Here is a 13,967-nt window from a genome sequence, read left to right as displayed (position 1 = left end):
ACATCATGAAACAGCTTTTGATGGGTCTGGCCCTGGCTGGACTGATGGCAGTCAATGCAGCCAGGGCGGCGGACGAGCCGGCCGGATTGCAAGGTTCACATGGGCAGTCACAATTGTCGGCTCAGGCCTCTGCCATGCTGCCCCTGTGTGCATCATGTCATGGGCTAGAGGGAATCAGTACAGTGGGCTTGTATCCCAACCTGGCTGGGCAAAAAGAGGAATATCTGGTCAAACAGTTGCAGCAGTTCAAAACGCGAGAGCGCAATGACCCCATCATGAGTCCGATGGCTGAGCCCTTAAGCCCTGAAATGGTCAATGAGCTGGCTGCTTACTTTGCCAGTCTGAAGTAGCAATGAACCGGGCGTCAGTGTTCACTGACGCCTGAAGGATGTGATGCCATGAATGTGTTTCCCTTGTTCTTCAATCTGACTGGCAAGGTCGTCGTCGTGGTCGGTGGGGGGACGGTCGCCGAGCGCAAGGTTCGTCTTTTGCTGCGTGCTGGGGCACGAGTTACCGTTGTAGCGCCCGAGCAAACCCCATGGTTACGGGCCAGCGCCCAAGCTGGTGCCTTGACCAGTCTGTTCAGCTCTTTTGTGGCGGATCATATTCGTCATGCCTGGCTGGTCATCGCAGCCACCGGTCGGCGCGAGATAAACCGTAGCGTGGCGCAGGCAGCCGAAGCCTTGCATTTGCCCTGCAATGTGGTCGATGACGGTGAGCTTTCGACTGTGCAGGTGCCGGCCATGGTGGACCGCTCGCCCTTGATGATTGCGATTTCGTTTGCCGGCTCGGCTCCTGTTCTGGCTCGACGGGTCCGTGAATGGATAGAAAGCGAGCTTCCCGAATCGCTAGGGCAACTGGCGGGGCTGCTGGCTCGCCGTCGAGCAGAGATCAAACAGGCTTTTCCCGAGCCCCATACGCGCCGTCAGTTTTTTGATTCTGTTCTGGATAGTCCTATTCCCGATCTGTTTGCCCAGGGTAAGCCTGAGCAGGCACAGACGGCTTTTGAGACGGCATTAAAGGAGGAGGTGCCTCCTCAGACTATTGTGGTCACCATACTGCCGATTGCAGATTTGGACGCAGTGGATTTGTTAACCCTTCGTGCGTTGCGCAAATTGAACCAGGCGGACTGGGTTTTATATTTGCCGCTTATCTTGCCCGCAATTCTCGAAAAGGCCCGTCGCGATGCGCGCCTGATGCCTTTGGATCAGGGGGGCGTGGTTTTGCAGGAAACCTTGTTGAATCGGGATTTCTGGGCGCCGCTGTGCCGTTCCTGGTCACCCGGAGAGCGTATTGTGATCACCTGGAAAGCATCGTGGCCTGTGCAGCCTTTGCTTGATCTGTTGCGTCACCATGGCGTGCAGGGCGAACTGGCTTAAACAATCTGCGTATTACGGCTGCGGTTGGGGGCAGATGCTGCATTATGTTCAGCTACTTGACTCAGGCACGATGTGTGTTTATTCGTGTCTGCGTTCTGGGCTTTGACTGACCTGCCATTGGTAATGGCTCACCATACAAAACGCACAGGCTGGTACCTGCATTATTGATTGCTGGGGCCGATGCAGCATTTGTCGATGTTTTATTCAAGCAGCTGCCATTGTGTCTTTGTAGAAGTTGGCGTGCAGATCTAGCGGGGATGTCCTTATAAATCTTGCTCAGGATCTGTTGTGAGTGTGAATTTGAATGTGAATGGGAGCGTGGGTGTGGGTGGGCGCTGCTTCGTCGGCAGTGCCCAACCTTGCGCAATAAAGAGGGGCGACCTTAGCGAGTGATTTCCTGGTCATTCAGATAGCAGCCCGGATCTTCAGCCCATACATTGCCGGTGCTCTTTTCTGCGCGGGTGCGGGTATTGCCATTACAGATGTCGAGATACGCGCAGCTCGCGCAGCGCCCTTGTACCTGCCGTGGCTTCTGGCGTAGTCCCCTTAGCAGGGGTTCCTGCTGGTCTGACCAAATCTCTGAGAAAGGGCGTTGCAGTACATTGCCCAAACTATAGTGCCACCACATGGTGTCGGGATGCACATTGCCGCGGTTATCGATATTGGCGATGCCCTGGCCAGAGGAATTGCCTCCCCATTGCCGCAACATGTCGATAATTTTCTGCGTATGTTCGGGGTAGTGCCGTCGTACCCAATGTAAAAAGAAAACACCATCAGCATCGTTATTGCCCGAGGTAAATTCCTTGGGGGTGCCAGCTTGCTGATAGGTCAGGCAGGTGGTGAACAGTTGTTCCATTGCCCATCGGGTGAGCGCGTGGTGACTGGCCAGGGAGCGGTTGCCCAGACCCCTGCCCGCGTAGTTCAAATGAGAGAGATAAAAACGGTCAATCTGCTCTTGTTCCATCACCTGTAGCAGACCATTCAAATCAAGTGCGTTTTCTTGGGTTAATGTAAAGCGCAGGCCGACTTTCAGATGCTTTTCACGACATAGACGCAAACCTTGCAACGATGCCGCGTAGGCTCCTTTCTCGCCCCGAATGTTGTCATGTCTGGCTTGCAAGCCATCCAGCGAGATACCCACATAGTCAAAGCCGCAGTCGGCTATCCGATCAATAGTCTGCTCTGTGATCAACGTGCCATTGGATGACAGTCCAACGTACATACCCAAGGCTTTTGCTCGTTGGGCCAGGTCATAAATATCGGGTCGTAGCAAGGGTTCGCCACCCGATAGAATTAATGCGCGTACGCCGAACTGATGCAAATCATCCATGACCCGGCACGCCTGTTCATGGCTCAACTCCCCAGGAAAATGCTTGTTGGTCGAGGCTGAGTAACAATGGCTGCAATGCAGATTGCAACGCCGGATCAGATTCCAGATGACCACCGGGGCCTTGCTTTTACGCATAGGGGGAACCGGGGAGTGCAACGCAGCAACAAAACGGGATAGGCGAAACATGCTTAAGGCCTCCGCAGACGCAAGCCAGTTTTCTTAAGAATGGCCGTGGAAAATAAAATATCGTGATCGTTCAAAACTCCCGGAAAGTCCTGCCTGATTTGTGTACTGATGTGTAGTGCCTGGGCGCGCACCGTGTCATGGTCTTTGCCATGCAACATGGCAAACAGGTTATAGGGCCACTCGGGTAGGCGTCGGGGTCGACGGTAGCAGTGGCTGATGCCCGCTTGTGTAGCCAGCCATGTGCCTACCGTGTCCAGTTTGTCGTCTGCAATGTTCCAGACGCACATTCCATTGGCTACATAGCCCAAGGCATAGTGATTGGGGACGGCTGCAATACGCCGGATCAAGCCGTGGTCCAGCATGTTTTGAAACTGTGTCATGACATAGGTTTCGGACACCCGCAGCTCTTGGGCTAGTTTTAGATAAGGTTGGGGTTCTATCGCCAAGCCTTGTTCAGACGCATGAATCAAAGCGATGTAAGGCTGAGTTAAGCGCCGCATGTCAAAGCTCCAGTTTCAGGCTAAGAAGGTATTCCCGCTCTTTCGGGAATGCGAAAACCGGCAAGCCTGTTTCCACCTCGATGATCCTCAGGCAGGACTCGATCTCCAGCATGCTGGCGGCGGCAAGCACGAACCACATATTCAAGGCGTGAGTGCGACGGTAGTTATGCGCTACCTCCGGGTGGCGGTTCACCGCTTTGACGGTGCTTTCCCAGCGCTTTTCCGGCACGGCCATTGCGGCCAGGCAATAAGCCCCTCCCAGGGCTTCGATCTGAAAGAGAGGGCCAAAGCGGGTCAGGACGCCGGATCGGTGTAAGTGCTGCACGCGTGCGATTAGTTCGGACTCCTTCAAACCAAAATCAGGAGCCAGTTGCGCAAAAGGACGGGAGCAGATGGGGAATCCCTCCTGCAAGCGATTCAGGATAGGTCGATCGGCAGCGTCCAATTCGACCGGTGTGTGGCGTAAGGGGAGATTCGTATTAGTCATGATGAGGCTGGTTAAGCAATGCGCCCCGTTGTTTGAAGCAACGTTTGGAGAACAGAACTTCCTGGGGCAACAGGCTCAAGCCCAAATCGTCGTTCAACTGTGCATGTTGGCTCAGCACCTGCCCACGTTCTTTACCGTGAATCATGCAAAACAGATTGTGATTCCAATAGGGTGGAAAGGGCTGGCGCCGATAGCACAACGTGATGCCGCTTTGCTTGGCCAGTTTTTCGCCCACGGCGTCGATATGCTGCGTGTCTACTGTCCAGACGCACATGGCATTGGCCTGATAGCCCAGCTTGCGATGGTGTAGAACCACACCAAACCGCCTGAAAATCCCTTGCGCCAGAAAGTGGCGTAGATGCAGCAGTACTTGCGCCTCGCTTATTTGCGCGTACTGAGCCCAGGGTTTGAACGGTTCGGCCTGAATCTCCACGCCTTTTAATGCGCATTCAAGCAGCTTGCGTTCAACGCTGCCCAAGGCAGGCAGACCGCTGCCGGGCGCTATAGGGTTGTTTACTTTGGTGTGATGAAGCAGGCTGAAACCCAGATCAATGTGATAGGCCTTGAGCATGGGCAGAGACAGGGGCCGTAAGCCCGTGTGGCACGCGATGTGATCGAGCGTTGCGCGCCGTTCTGCTTCATCTGAACAGGTCAGCACAAACCAGAGATTGATGGCGTGCTCCCGTTCGTAATTATGGTTGACGGCCGGTAGCGTGCTGATCCAGTTTGCCACGCCATCCAGCTCTCGGTCTGGAACTTGCATGCCGACCAACGTGCTGCTTATGCAGGCGGGGTTCAGAACCGGTCCAATGCGGCTGATGATGCCTTGGTCGCGCCAGCCTCGGAGGTAGTCCATCACTGCTGGTTCGCTCAGGCCCAGTAGCAGTCCCAGTTTGCGAAAAGGACGTGGCTCCAGGGGGAAACCGTGTTGCCAGGCATTGAGTAGTTGGAAAGCGGAAGGGGAGAGTTCAGAAACCAATGCGACTGCTCCGATGCGTAAAAAACACGCCACTGGGCTGATGAATACTCAGGCTGCTCAGGTGTTTGAAACTGCGGGTGTCGTATACGTTGACCCGGTTGTCATCGCGTGCCGAGATCCAAACCGCCTCGCCTCGAGGCGTAAACTCCATATGCAGCACAGCCTTGCCCACTTCCAGGGTCCGGATCACGCTGGATGTCGCGACGTCAATGACCTGCACCTTGTCGTTGTCTGGAAAGGCGAAGTTCACCCAAACCTGGCGACCATCAGGCTGGGCCATCACAAATACGGCCTGGCCCAGGACCGGAATGCTGGCCTTTTCTTGCCAGTCCAAGGTACTGGCAACCAGCACCTCGTGGCGCCCTATGGCAGGCAGGAATACATTCTGGCCTGCCAGTGCCCAGCCACGCAGATGCGGCATCTTGTATACCGGCAAGGCCGATTCGCCCCGACCATAGCCAGCCAGGATCTTTCGGACACCTTGTTCAGGGTTCCATAAGTCCAGCAACGCCAAGGCGTCTTCGCCAAACAGCCCGGCAATGTAGTACCGTCCGTCTGGGGTCACCATGGCATCGTAGGGCTGGCGGCCGGCCGGAAAGCGACGGGTGATAGGCCTGAGGGGATTGGACAGGTCGGTCAACCAGATCTCGCCTGCCTCGAACAGAGAGTAGACGAACTGCTGATTGGGCAAATCTGCCAGACCCACCACTTTGGCGCGCTTGCCGGGGGCGTAGGTAGAGGGGACCTCGCTGAGCAAAGTGAGGGTATCGGCATCGAAAACCCGGATGCCGCCTGGCTCGTAGTTCTGTACCACAATCAGTCTGCCGTCTTGCGAGATGGCGCCACCGATGGCATTGCCAGACTGAATGATGCGTCGCACCAGAACTTGCCCAAGCAGATCAACCTTGCTCAGGCCGCCATCACGACCAAACACATAGCCGTAGCGCCCGTCGCGGGAATAGGTGATGTGAGCATGGGACAGATCGCCCAGACCTTCGATGCGCGCCAGACGGCTTTGCTGGCTGGTTTCAATCACGACGACGCTGCCAGTGGCGCGCTCGACAACCAGTCCCAGATCGTGAGTGCCTCGTAGTGGTGGGGTCGAGCAGCCGCTTAGCACAAGCAGCAGGCCAAGCGTTATCAAAGCTTTCATGGTTTCTTGTCCGGGGTTCGAAGCAGAAAATCGGCCAGCCACAGGCTTTCCGAGGGGTGGAGAAAGCGATTCCAGCCGGGCATGGCCGTCCCTGGACGGCCGTGCATGATCGTCAGCGCGATCTGCGCCGCGCTTTGGCCTTGCAGGGCGTCACTCGTCAAGGCTGGGCCCAGCCCGCCGTTGAGCTTCAGACCATGGCACGAACCACATTCCTGATGCAGCAAGCTACGGAGTGATGCTTGACGTTCCGGGCTGAGGGGCGGCTCATGGGCGGCGAGCTGCTTTGGCAAAAGAAATACGAACAACGCAGCCGGCCATAGCTTTATCAGGAAGCGGGCGATATCAGGGCGCCGGCAGCAATGCCTGGCGCTCACGTCAATGCTCCGAATGGCTCAACGTGCCTTGTGTCCTGAGCGGGTGCTCGGGGCCGGGGGTAATCGGGATGCAAACGCACAACGTCTCCGATGATCAGCAGGGCAGGTGGACTGAATGTCTCTGCCAGTTGCGGCAAGGTTTGCAATGTGCCTAAACCCCAGCGCTGATTTTTAAGCGTGGCATCCTGAGCCAGGGCGATAGGAGTGTCCGCGTCGCGTCCATGCTGAATCAAGGCCTGGGCGATATGGCCGCAATTAGCCATGGCCATGTAGAACACCAGCGTACAGGAGGGGTCGGACAAGGACGCCCAGTCCAGTTCCAGACCCCGGTTATCACGCAGGTGACCGGTGACCACACGCATGCTGCTGGCCAGACCGCGATGGGTCAGGGGAATACCCAGGGAGGCAGCCGCGCCGATGGCAGCCGTAATACCCGGCACAACCTCTACCTGAACACCATGCTGATGCAGATAAAGCTGCTCCTCGCCACCTCGCCCAAAGACGAAGGGATCGCCACCTTTGAGGCGAACGACATGCTGGTGTGTTTTGCTCAGCGACAAAAGCAAGGCATTGATGTCGTCTTGCATACCGGCTCTGCAGGCTGCCACTTTTCCAACATCGTGCAAACTGGCTTCCGGGTTGACGCAGCTCATGATCGCGCGGCTGACCAGACGGTCGTGGACGACGGCATCGGCCTGTTGCAGCAGGTATAAAGCCCGCACTGTGAGAAGTTCAGGGTCACCCGGACCCGCTCCAACCAGATAAACCTTGCCGTGCATCGCTGCGCTCCTTGCTGTCGCTAAATATGAAATACAGGGGAACAATGCAGAAAATTGTAGGAGGCGTGCAGGACCTGGCATGGGTATGGTTCATGCTCAGGGAATGGGTGCGGAAAGTGACCTTTCTGACCACCATTGCGATGCTGCTGATGAGCAAGGACGATGCCGTCAGGCGAGCTTGGTCGATGCGCACCGAGCAGGGGGACGCAGATAGGCGTGCAAGTGCTTGAAAGATTATTCAAAAACGCAAGTATCAGCCCGCTAATTTTGTGCCGGGCGATGCCCAAATAACATATTTGCGGCAGGCTGTTAAGTTTCTCGCAGCAAAATAGGGAAAGTCCTGCAACTTGTATCAACAGTGAGCAATGATGCGGGTTACAGAGGTTTTTTTGCTTGACACGGGTATTAAACGAAGGCTTAATACGCGGTAGCCAACCGGGGCACTTGTGCGCCCGGTAGCCATGACAGACAGGGCGCTTAGATGTCCGGTCGTTTGTCACTATTAAGTCTGACCGCCACAAACTGGTTCCCGCTGGGGGCCCGTAAAATAATTTTCAGGGGTATTTTCTCAATGAATAAAACCGAGCTTATCGAATTCATTTCCACCAAAGCCGATCTGTCCAAAGCTGACGCTGGTCGTGCACTGGATGCGTTTATCGATGCCGTGACCACCACGCTGAAAGAAAAAGATACGGTTACTCTGGTTGGTTTTGGCACCTTTGCTGTGTCGGAACGCGCTGCCCGTTCGGGTCGTAACCCACGTACCGGTGAAACTATCGAGATCGAAGGCGCCAACGTGCCCAAGTTCCGTCCCGGTAAGGCTCTGAAAGACGCTGTGAATTAATTTATAAATTAATTGGCGCAAAAGGCTTGCAAAAAAAATTCTTTGGTCCTATAATTCTTTTTCTTCACAAGAAGAACGGCATCACAGAAATGGGTGCTTAGCTCAGCTGGTAGAGCGGCGCCCTTACAAGGCGTAGGTCGGGGGTTCGAACCCCTCAGCACCCACCATTTCTTTTGCTAGTCGAATCAAGCACTTAGGTAAAACTAAGTGCTTTTTTTGTGCCTGTTTTATTGGCCTTATACGTGCGTTCGCTCTTGATTGAACAGGCAGACCAGACCGGGAAAAAGGCCTTCAGATGCTGCCAACAGGCGGTAAAGTGGCTGTAAGCGTTCGTAAACGTACTCCTAGGTTCGCCTTTCAGGTTTGATCGAGCCTTAGCGGCTTGGTACAGGGAACAGGCAGTAAGACGGGGTCATGGGTGGTGGCAACCAGCACAGAGTTGCGCTTTACGGTCCGCTTCCGGTCATCCGTGCGCATTTGCGATCAGTGTCTGGGCCGTCTGGCTATTTACTTTGTAACGGTGCTATCTATATTTGTGAATCTCGGCCATAGTGTGTCCAGGGACATTTTTACCCTGATTATTTAGGACATACATTGAAAACAGAAATTGGTATCGTGAAGTGGTTCAATAACGAAAAAGGCTTCGGCTTCATCATGCCGGAGAGTGGCGGTAAAGACCTCTTCGCACACCACAGTGAAATTCAGGGCTCTGGGTTTAAATCTCTTGAAGAAAACCAACGCGTTTCCTTCGTTGCAGGCGTAGGCCAAAAAGGCCCTTGCGCTACCCAGATCCAAATCATCTGATCTCCTGCTAGCCTTGTCAGGCTAGTGTAGCGTTGATCGATAAGACCGGACCCCATGAAGCATGGGGTCCGGTTTTTTTATTGGGTGCTTGACGCTCAGATCTTCGGTCCTGGCTCCTTGGGACGGGTCGAGCGGTTCTCTTATTTGTTGACGCTCAGTCCGGTGGCCTTCACCTGTTTTACGCCTTCGGTTTTTTCAGCCACTGCAACTGCTTTCTTGTACTCGCTGTCGTTGGAGACGGTTCCGCTTAGTGTTGCAACTCCGTCGTTCATCTCAACAGCAATGTTTTTGTCTTTGAGTGCATGATCGGCATGGAGTGCCGCTTTAATTTTTTGACTGATTTCGGCGTCACCGTGTTTGTCCCCCGCCCCAGCGCGGTGGGTGCTCACCTCTTTGGCATTTGCTTCCCCTGGTGTTTTGGGGTCTTTGCTTGCATGCCCGGTTGTTGCGGAAAGATCCGGGTGAGAGGGTTTGCTGTCCGCGATGACGACCGTGCTAAATCCTAAGCTGAGCGTAGAAGCAAGTAGCAAGTTAGAAAGAGTTCTGGAGTTCATTTTTTCACCTTTTTTGGTTAGCTTTCAGAGTGCACCGTTAAACAGGGGGCGCACGTCAGAACAGAGGGACCTGCTTGGATGCGATGGGATAGGGCGTTTGTATCTAACTATCGTGCTCAACGATCGGGGCGGCCATTTGGGTTCGGCTGCCCGGCGAGACAGACGGGCTCGATATGTTGTGGGCGACGCTTGTGTAATCGACGTAGGACGCCACCACGTCTGGATTTTTTCATAGTCCGGCGGGCCAACCATTTCTTTACGGTTCAAAACGTAACGAAGCGAAGACCTGGTATGAGCAGTGGCTCGAAGTACAGAAAGAGTTGCGCATCCGCCTTGTCTACGGCCGGCTCTTTCCCTTGTCAGTGCAGTCTTCTTGGCCCCTCTATCTGCCCGCTATATCTAACCAAAGAATCGGTATTTAGCGGTGTGAAACACCCTTGCTAGACTCGTTCTCATTGCTTGGACATGGTGTCAGGGGGGATGGGGAATGAAGCGGTTTCAACAGAAGTGGAAAGGCGTGCGGGCAGGAGCCTTGCTGGCACTGGTGCTGGCGGCGGCAAGTGCGGTGGCAGCCGAAGTCAGTATTCTGAATGTCTCGTACGACCCGACACGTGAGCTCTACGCTGAGTTCAACAAGGCTTTCCAGGCCCACTACAAGTCACAAACGGGTGAGCAGGTGGTCATACGCAGCTCTCATGGCGGCTCCAGCAAGCAGGCGCGTACCGTGATTGACGGGGTGCCTGCGGATGTGGTGACACTGGGGATCTCTTCCGATATCGATCAGATCGCGCAGTCTGGTTTGCTGGACAAAGGCTGGCAGGCGCGTTTGCCGGACAACAGCACCCCTTATACCTCTACGATTGTCTTGCTGGTGCGCAAGGGCAATCCTAAAGGCATTCACGACTGGAACGACTTGATTCGCCCGGACGTCAAAGTGGTGACGCCCAATCCTAAAACCTCGGCGGGCGCGCGCTGGAATTACCTGGCTGCCTGGCTGTATGCCTTAAAGCAAGCCAATGGGGATGAAGAGCAGGCGCGTGATTTTGTGGCCAAGCTGTACCGTAATGTCAGCGTGCTGGACTCCGGCGCGCGTGGCTCGACCACGACCTTCGTCGAGCGGGGTATCGGTGATGTATTGATTGCCTGGGAGAACGAGGCGCTGTTGTCCGTCAAGGATCTGGGGCCCGATCGTTTTGATATTGTGGTGCCCTCCAGCAGCATCCTGGCTGAGCCGCCTGTGGCGCTGGTCGATGCCAATGCCGCCAAGCATGGTACGGAAAAAGTGGCCCAAGCCTATCTGGAGTATTTGTATAGCCCGGAAGGTCAGGAAATCGCTGCACGTCATTTTTACCGTCCTCGACTGGAGTCGGTGGCCGCCAAGTACCGCGATCAGTTTCCAGCGTTGAAGCTGTACAAGGTCGATGATGAGCTGGGCGGCTGGACTCAGGTTCAGGCCAAACACTTTGCGGACGGTGGTGTGTTCGACAGCATCTATTTGAGCAAATAACCCCACTCTTACTGAGGACCGTTCGATGTCACAGGCTCGTCTTTGGGGATTTCTGCCCGCTGGCCGCAAGCAGCGGGCTTTGCCAGGCTTTGGCTTGACCATGGGTTTGTCCATCAGCTATTTAAGTCTGATTGTGCTCATACCGTTGTCGGCTGTTTTGCTCAAGACCACCTCTATGGGCTGGTCGGCCTTTTGGGAGACCATCAGCGCCGCGCGTGTCCTGGCCTCGTTGAAGTTGACTTTTGGCATGGCGGCCTTGGCCGCTGTGATCAACGGCGTATTTGGTTTGATTCTGGCCTGGGTGCTGGTTCGATATCGTTTCCCAGGTCGCCGTCTTGTGGATGCCTTGATTGACTTGCCCTTTGCATTGCCGACGTCGGTGGCTGGGATTTCTCTGGCGGCGATTTATGCACCTACCGGCTGGATCGGGGCATGGGCGCAACCCTATGTCGGGCAAATTGCGTTCACTCCCTGGGGGGTATTGATCGCCCTGGTGTTTATTGGCCTGCCGTTTGTAGTGCGCACCGTTCAGCCAGTTCTGGAGGAATTGGAGCAAGAGCAGGAGGAGGTCAGTGCTTGTTTGGGAGCCGATCGCTTTCAGACGGTCAGTAAAGTGATTCTGCCCGCCATTTTGCCGGCCTGCCTGACCGGTGTGGCCCTGGCGTTTGCCCGCGCAGTAGGGGAGTACGGCTCGGTTATTTTCATAGCCGGGAATGTGCCGATGGTCTCTGAAATTACGCCTTTACTCATCGTGATCAAGCTGGAACAGTTTGATTACGCTGGCGCCTCGGCGCTGGCGGTTCTGATGATGGTCTTGTCATTCATTATCTTGCTGGCAATCAATCGTTTGCAGTGGTATTTGCAAGCCCGTCATTCTGGGCAGGCGCGTGGCAAAGCGGCCAGGGTGGCTGCGCCTTTTGCCTTGGAGGGCGCCCGATGAGCAGCCTGGCGATGGAACCCGCTGTACCTGTGGTGTCGGTGCCAAGGGCACGCCTGCGGGCAGCGCAGGATGAGGGGCCGGTCGTCAAGGCGGTACTGATCGGCCTTGCCTTGCTGTTTTTTGTTCTGTTTTTGCTGCTGCCCTTAATCCTGGTATTCATGACAGCGTTCAGCCGGGGTGTCTTGCCGTATCTGTCGGCACTGAGTCAGAGCGATACCTTGCATGCGGCCAGTTTGACCGTGCTCGTGGCTGTTATCGCCGTCCCCTTGAATATCGCATTTGGTTTGGCGGCTTCCTGGGCTATTGCCCGTTTTGAGTTTCGTGGTAAAAGCCTGTTGACCACCTTGATTGACCTGCCCTTTTCGGTCTCGCCAGTGATCGCGGGTTTGATGTTCCTATTGATTTTTGGTCGTCAGGGCCCGTTTTGGGACTGGCTCGATGCCAATAACATCCGTATTGTGTTCGCCTTGCCGGGGCTGGTTCTGGCAACCCTGTTTGTTACCTTCCCGTTTGTGGCGCGCGAGCTGATCCCGCTCATGCAAATGCAGGGTAGCGACGAAGAGCAGGCCGCGCGGGTGTTGGGAGCCAACGGGCGACAGATGTTCTGGCGCGTGACCTTGCCCAAGATCAAATGGGGTCTGCTGTATGGGATGATTTTGTGCAATGCCCGTGCAATGGGCGAGTTCGGGGCAGTGTCGGTATTGTCTGGTCATATACGTGGCCAGACCAATACCCTGCCTTTGCATGTAGAGATTGAGTACAACGACTATCACACCGTGGGCGCTTTTGCCGCCGCTTCGGTGCTGGCAGTTTTGGCTTTGCTGACGCTGGCGCTTAAATTGTGGGCCGAGCGCAAAATGGTTCAAGACGGTCATCGTGGATGACCGCATTCGGAGTTCATTATGAGTATCGAAGTTCGTCATCTATCTAAACAGTTTGGTGCGTTTACGGCACTGGGTGATGTGACATTGGATTTTCCAGCGGGCGAGCTGGTGGCTTTGCTGGGGCCTTCGGGTTGCGGCAAGACGACGTTGCTGCGGATTGTGTCAGGTCTGGAACATGCGGATGCGGGTCAGGTGCTCATCAATGGCAAGGATGTGGCTTCGGTTGGCACCCGCGATCGTCAAGTCGGTTTTGTGTTTCAACATTACGCCTTGTTCCGCCACATGACCGTATTTGAGAACGTGGCCTTTGGTTTGCGCATCAAACCCCGCAAACAGCGCCTGCCCGAAGCACAGATTCGTCAGCGTGTGCACGAGCTACTGGAGCTGGTGCAGCTGGACTGGCTGGCAGATCGTTATCCTGCCGCTTTGTCGGGTGGTCAGCGACAGCGTATCGCCTTGGCGCGCGCTTTGGCTGTAGAGCCTGGAGTCTTGTTGCTTGATGAGCCATTTGGCGCTCTGGATGCCAAGGTGCGTAAAGAGTTACGTTCCTGGCTGCGTCGTTTGCATGATGACTTGCATATCAGCACCTTGTTTGTGACTCACGACCAGGAGGAGGCCATCGAAGTGGCTGACCGTATCGTGGTGCTGAACAAAGGGCGGGTCGAACAAGAGGGCGCTCCGCAAGAGGTGTATAACCATCCGGCCAGCCCCTTTGTATACGAGTTTCTGGGGGCGGCAAATCGCCTGCCTGGTCAGTTCCGGCAGGGACGGTTTGTGGCTGATCCTCAACTGGGTCAGTTCGAGTCCAGCCAGGCCTTGAACGGGCAGGGCGCCGGGCAGGGCGAAGCGGTGGGCTATGTGCGTCCGCATGATCTGGACCTGCAGCGCAAACTGGATGGCCAAGGTATTGTGGTGGCGGTGCAGCGTATTATTCCCTTGGGGGCAACGGTGCGGGTGGAGCTGGCTCTGAACGAAGGAGAACGGGCCTGGGAGGCGGAGTTCGATCATCAGCGCTGGTCTCAGCTGGACTTGTCACCCGGCGAGCGCGCCTTGGCCTTGCCGCGCAAATTCAGTGCTTTTCCTTTGGAAACCCCGTCCGACGTCCGTCCGTCTTAATCTTTCGCAAACGAGGCGTAACAGGCTGACCGTAAGTCGGCCTGTTTGCGTTAGTATCAGGAAAATTTCTTGCAAAGCAGGCTGAACACAGGATATTTTCCTATTTTCCAGTATTGAGAATCATTCCTGTTTCTGTTAAGATTCGATACTT

General features: G+C 55.3%; 17 protein-coding genes and 1 tRNA gene. 10 read left to right on the top strand and 8 right to left on the bottom strand.

Annotated features, from left to right (window positions below):
* Nucleotides 1–5 precede the first annotated feature (5 nt).
* Both ACOZ42_RS09915 and ACOZ42_RS09910 read left to right on the top strand, forming a co-directional pair.
* Nucleotides 6–350 carry a c-type cytochrome gene (locus ACOZ42_RS09915; protein ID WP_003799432.1) on the top strand — a complete coding sequence of 115 codons (345 nt, stop codon included), beginning with the start codon at nt 6–8 and terminating at the stop codon, nt 348–350.
* 48 nt (nt 351–398) lie between these two features.
* Nucleotides 399–1,379, top strand: a complete 981-nt coding sequence (locus tag ACOZ42_RS09910; protein WP_426345086.1) for an NAD(P)-dependent oxidoreductase — start codon at nt 399–401, stop codon at nt 1,377–1,379.
* A gap of 382 nt (nt 1,380–1,761) precedes the next feature.
* On the opposite strand, the gene nirJ is transcribed toward ACOZ42_RS09910, so the two are convergent.
* From nirJ to cobA, 7 genes are read right to left on the bottom strand one after another with little or no spacing between them, the layout of a single operon-like run.
* Nucleotides 1,762–2,895 (bottom strand): heme d1 biosynthesis radical SAM protein NirJ, encoded by a 1,134-nt coding sequence (gene nirJ, locus ACOZ42_RS09905; protein ID WP_039942901.1) that lies wholly within the window; start codon nt 2,893–2,895, stop codon nt 1,762–1,764.
* Between the two features lie 2 nt (nt 2,896–2,897).
* Complete coding sequence (locus ACOZ42_RS09900; RefSeq protein ID WP_301605836.1) at nt 2,898–3,395, bottom strand: Lrp/AsnC family transcriptional regulator; 498 nt, start codon at nt 3,393–3,395, stop codon at nt 2,898–2,900.
* A 1-nt stretch (nt 3,396) separates the two neighbouring features.
* Nucleotides 3,397–3,882 carry an Lrp/AsnC family transcriptional regulator gene (locus tag ACOZ42_RS09895; protein WP_003799440.1) on the bottom strand — a complete coding sequence of 162 codons (486 nt, stop codon included), beginning with the start codon at nt 3,880–3,882 and terminating at the stop codon, nt 3,397–3,399.
* Nucleotides 3,875–4,861, bottom strand: coding sequence for an Lrp/AsnC family transcriptional regulator (locus ACOZ42_RS09890; protein WP_240208616.1), 987 nt, complete (start codon nt 4,859–4,861; stop codon nt 3,875–3,877). Before ACOZ42_RS09890 ends, ACOZ42_RS09895 begins: the two co-directional genes overlap by 8 nt.
* Nucleotides 4,851–6,014: a cytochrome D1 domain-containing protein gene (locus ACOZ42_RS09885; protein ID WP_336579352.1), complete on the bottom strand. Its 1,164-nt coding sequence runs from the start codon at nt 6,012–6,014 to the stop codon at nt 4,851–4,853. Before ACOZ42_RS09885 ends, ACOZ42_RS09890 begins: the two co-directional genes overlap by 11 nt.
* Nucleotides 6,011–6,388: a c-type cytochrome gene (locus ACOZ42_RS09880; RefSeq protein ID WP_272942514.1), complete on the bottom strand. Its 378-nt coding sequence runs from the start codon at nt 6,386–6,388 to the stop codon at nt 6,011–6,013. The genes ACOZ42_RS09885 and ACOZ42_RS09880 overlap by 4 nt, the downstream gene beginning before the upstream one ends.
* Nucleotides 6,385–7,167, bottom strand: coding sequence for a uroporphyrinogen-III C-methyltransferase (cobA, locus tag ACOZ42_RS09875; RefSeq protein WP_003799445.1), 783 nt, complete (start codon nt 7,165–7,167; stop codon nt 6,385–6,387). The genes ACOZ42_RS09880 and cobA overlap by 4 nt, the downstream gene beginning before the upstream one ends.
* A gap of 44 nt (nt 7,168–7,211) precedes the next feature.
* Here cobA and ACOZ42_RS09870 point away from each other — a divergent pair, with 44 nt between their 5' ends.
* The 4 genes from ACOZ42_RS09870 (at nt 7,212) to ACOZ42_RS09855 (ending at nt 8,815) form a co-directional block, all read left to right on the top strand.
* A complete protein-coding gene (locus ACOZ42_RS09870; RefSeq protein ID WP_219234902.1) occupies nt 7,212–7,397 on the top strand; it encodes a hypothetical protein in 186 nt (61 codons plus the stop codon).
* 341 nt (nt 7,398–7,738) lie between these two features.
* Nucleotides 7,739–8,011 carry an HU family DNA-binding protein gene (locus ACOZ42_RS09865; protein WP_003799450.1) on the top strand — a complete coding sequence of 91 codons (273 nt, stop codon included), beginning with the start codon at nt 7,739–7,741 and terminating at the stop codon, nt 8,009–8,011.
* A 91-nt stretch (nt 8,012–8,102) separates the two neighbouring features.
* Nucleotides 8,103–8,178, top strand: a tRNA-Val gene (locus ACOZ42_RS09860).
* 427 nt (nt 8,179–8,605) lie between these two features.
* Nucleotides 8,606–8,815, top strand: coding sequence for a cold-shock protein (locus ACOZ42_RS09855; RefSeq protein WP_003799452.1), 210 nt, complete (start codon nt 8,606–8,608; stop codon nt 8,813–8,815).
* 140 nt (nt 8,816–8,955) lie between these two features.
* On the opposite strand, the gene ACOZ42_RS09850 is transcribed toward ACOZ42_RS09855, so the two are convergent.
* A complete protein-coding gene (locus ACOZ42_RS09850; protein WP_003799454.1) occupies nt 8,956–9,369 on the bottom strand; it encodes a BON domain-containing protein in 414 nt (137 codons plus the stop codon).
* 487 nt (nt 9,370–9,856) lie between these two features.
* On the opposite strand from ACOZ42_RS09850, the gene ACOZ42_RS09845 reads away from it, so the two are divergent.
* Genes ACOZ42_RS09845 through ACOZ42_RS09830 form a run of 4 tightly spaced genes read left to right on the top strand, consistent with a single transcriptional unit; the run spans nt 9,857 to nt 13,816 of the window.
* A complete protein-coding gene (locus ACOZ42_RS09845; protein WP_003799456.1) occupies nt 9,857–10,876 on the top strand; it encodes a sulfate ABC transporter substrate-binding protein in 1,020 nt (339 codons plus the stop codon).
* Between the two features lie 25 nt (nt 10,877–10,901).
* A complete protein-coding gene (cysT, locus tag ACOZ42_RS09840; protein ID WP_003799457.1) occupies nt 10,902–11,816 on the top strand; it encodes a sulfate ABC transporter permease subunit CysT in 915 nt (304 codons plus the stop codon).
* Nucleotides 11,813–12,700 (top strand): sulfate ABC transporter permease subunit CysW, encoded by an 888-nt coding sequence (gene cysW, locus ACOZ42_RS09835; RefSeq protein WP_426345085.1) that lies wholly within the window; start codon nt 11,813–11,815, stop codon nt 12,698–12,700. Before cysT ends, cysW begins: the two co-directional genes overlap by 4 nt.
* Before the next feature lie 18 nt (nt 12,701–12,718).
* Nucleotides 12,719–13,816, top strand: a complete 1,098-nt coding sequence (locus ACOZ42_RS09830) for a sulfate/molybdate ABC transporter ATP-binding protein (RefSeq protein WP_426345084.1) — start codon at nt 12,719–12,721, stop codon at nt 13,814–13,816.
* Nucleotides 13,817–13,967: the final 151 nt, after the last annotated feature.

Source organism: Alcaligenes sp. HNGD-HTN06, from assembly GCF_049932565.1.
Classification (GTDB): domain Bacteria; phylum Pseudomonadota; class Gammaproteobacteria; order Burkholderiales; family Burkholderiaceae_B; genus Alcaligenes; species Alcaligenes ammonioxydans.
The sequence above is the reverse complement of the archived record's forward strand: the minus strand, read 5'-3'. Positions and strand labels throughout refer to the sequence as shown.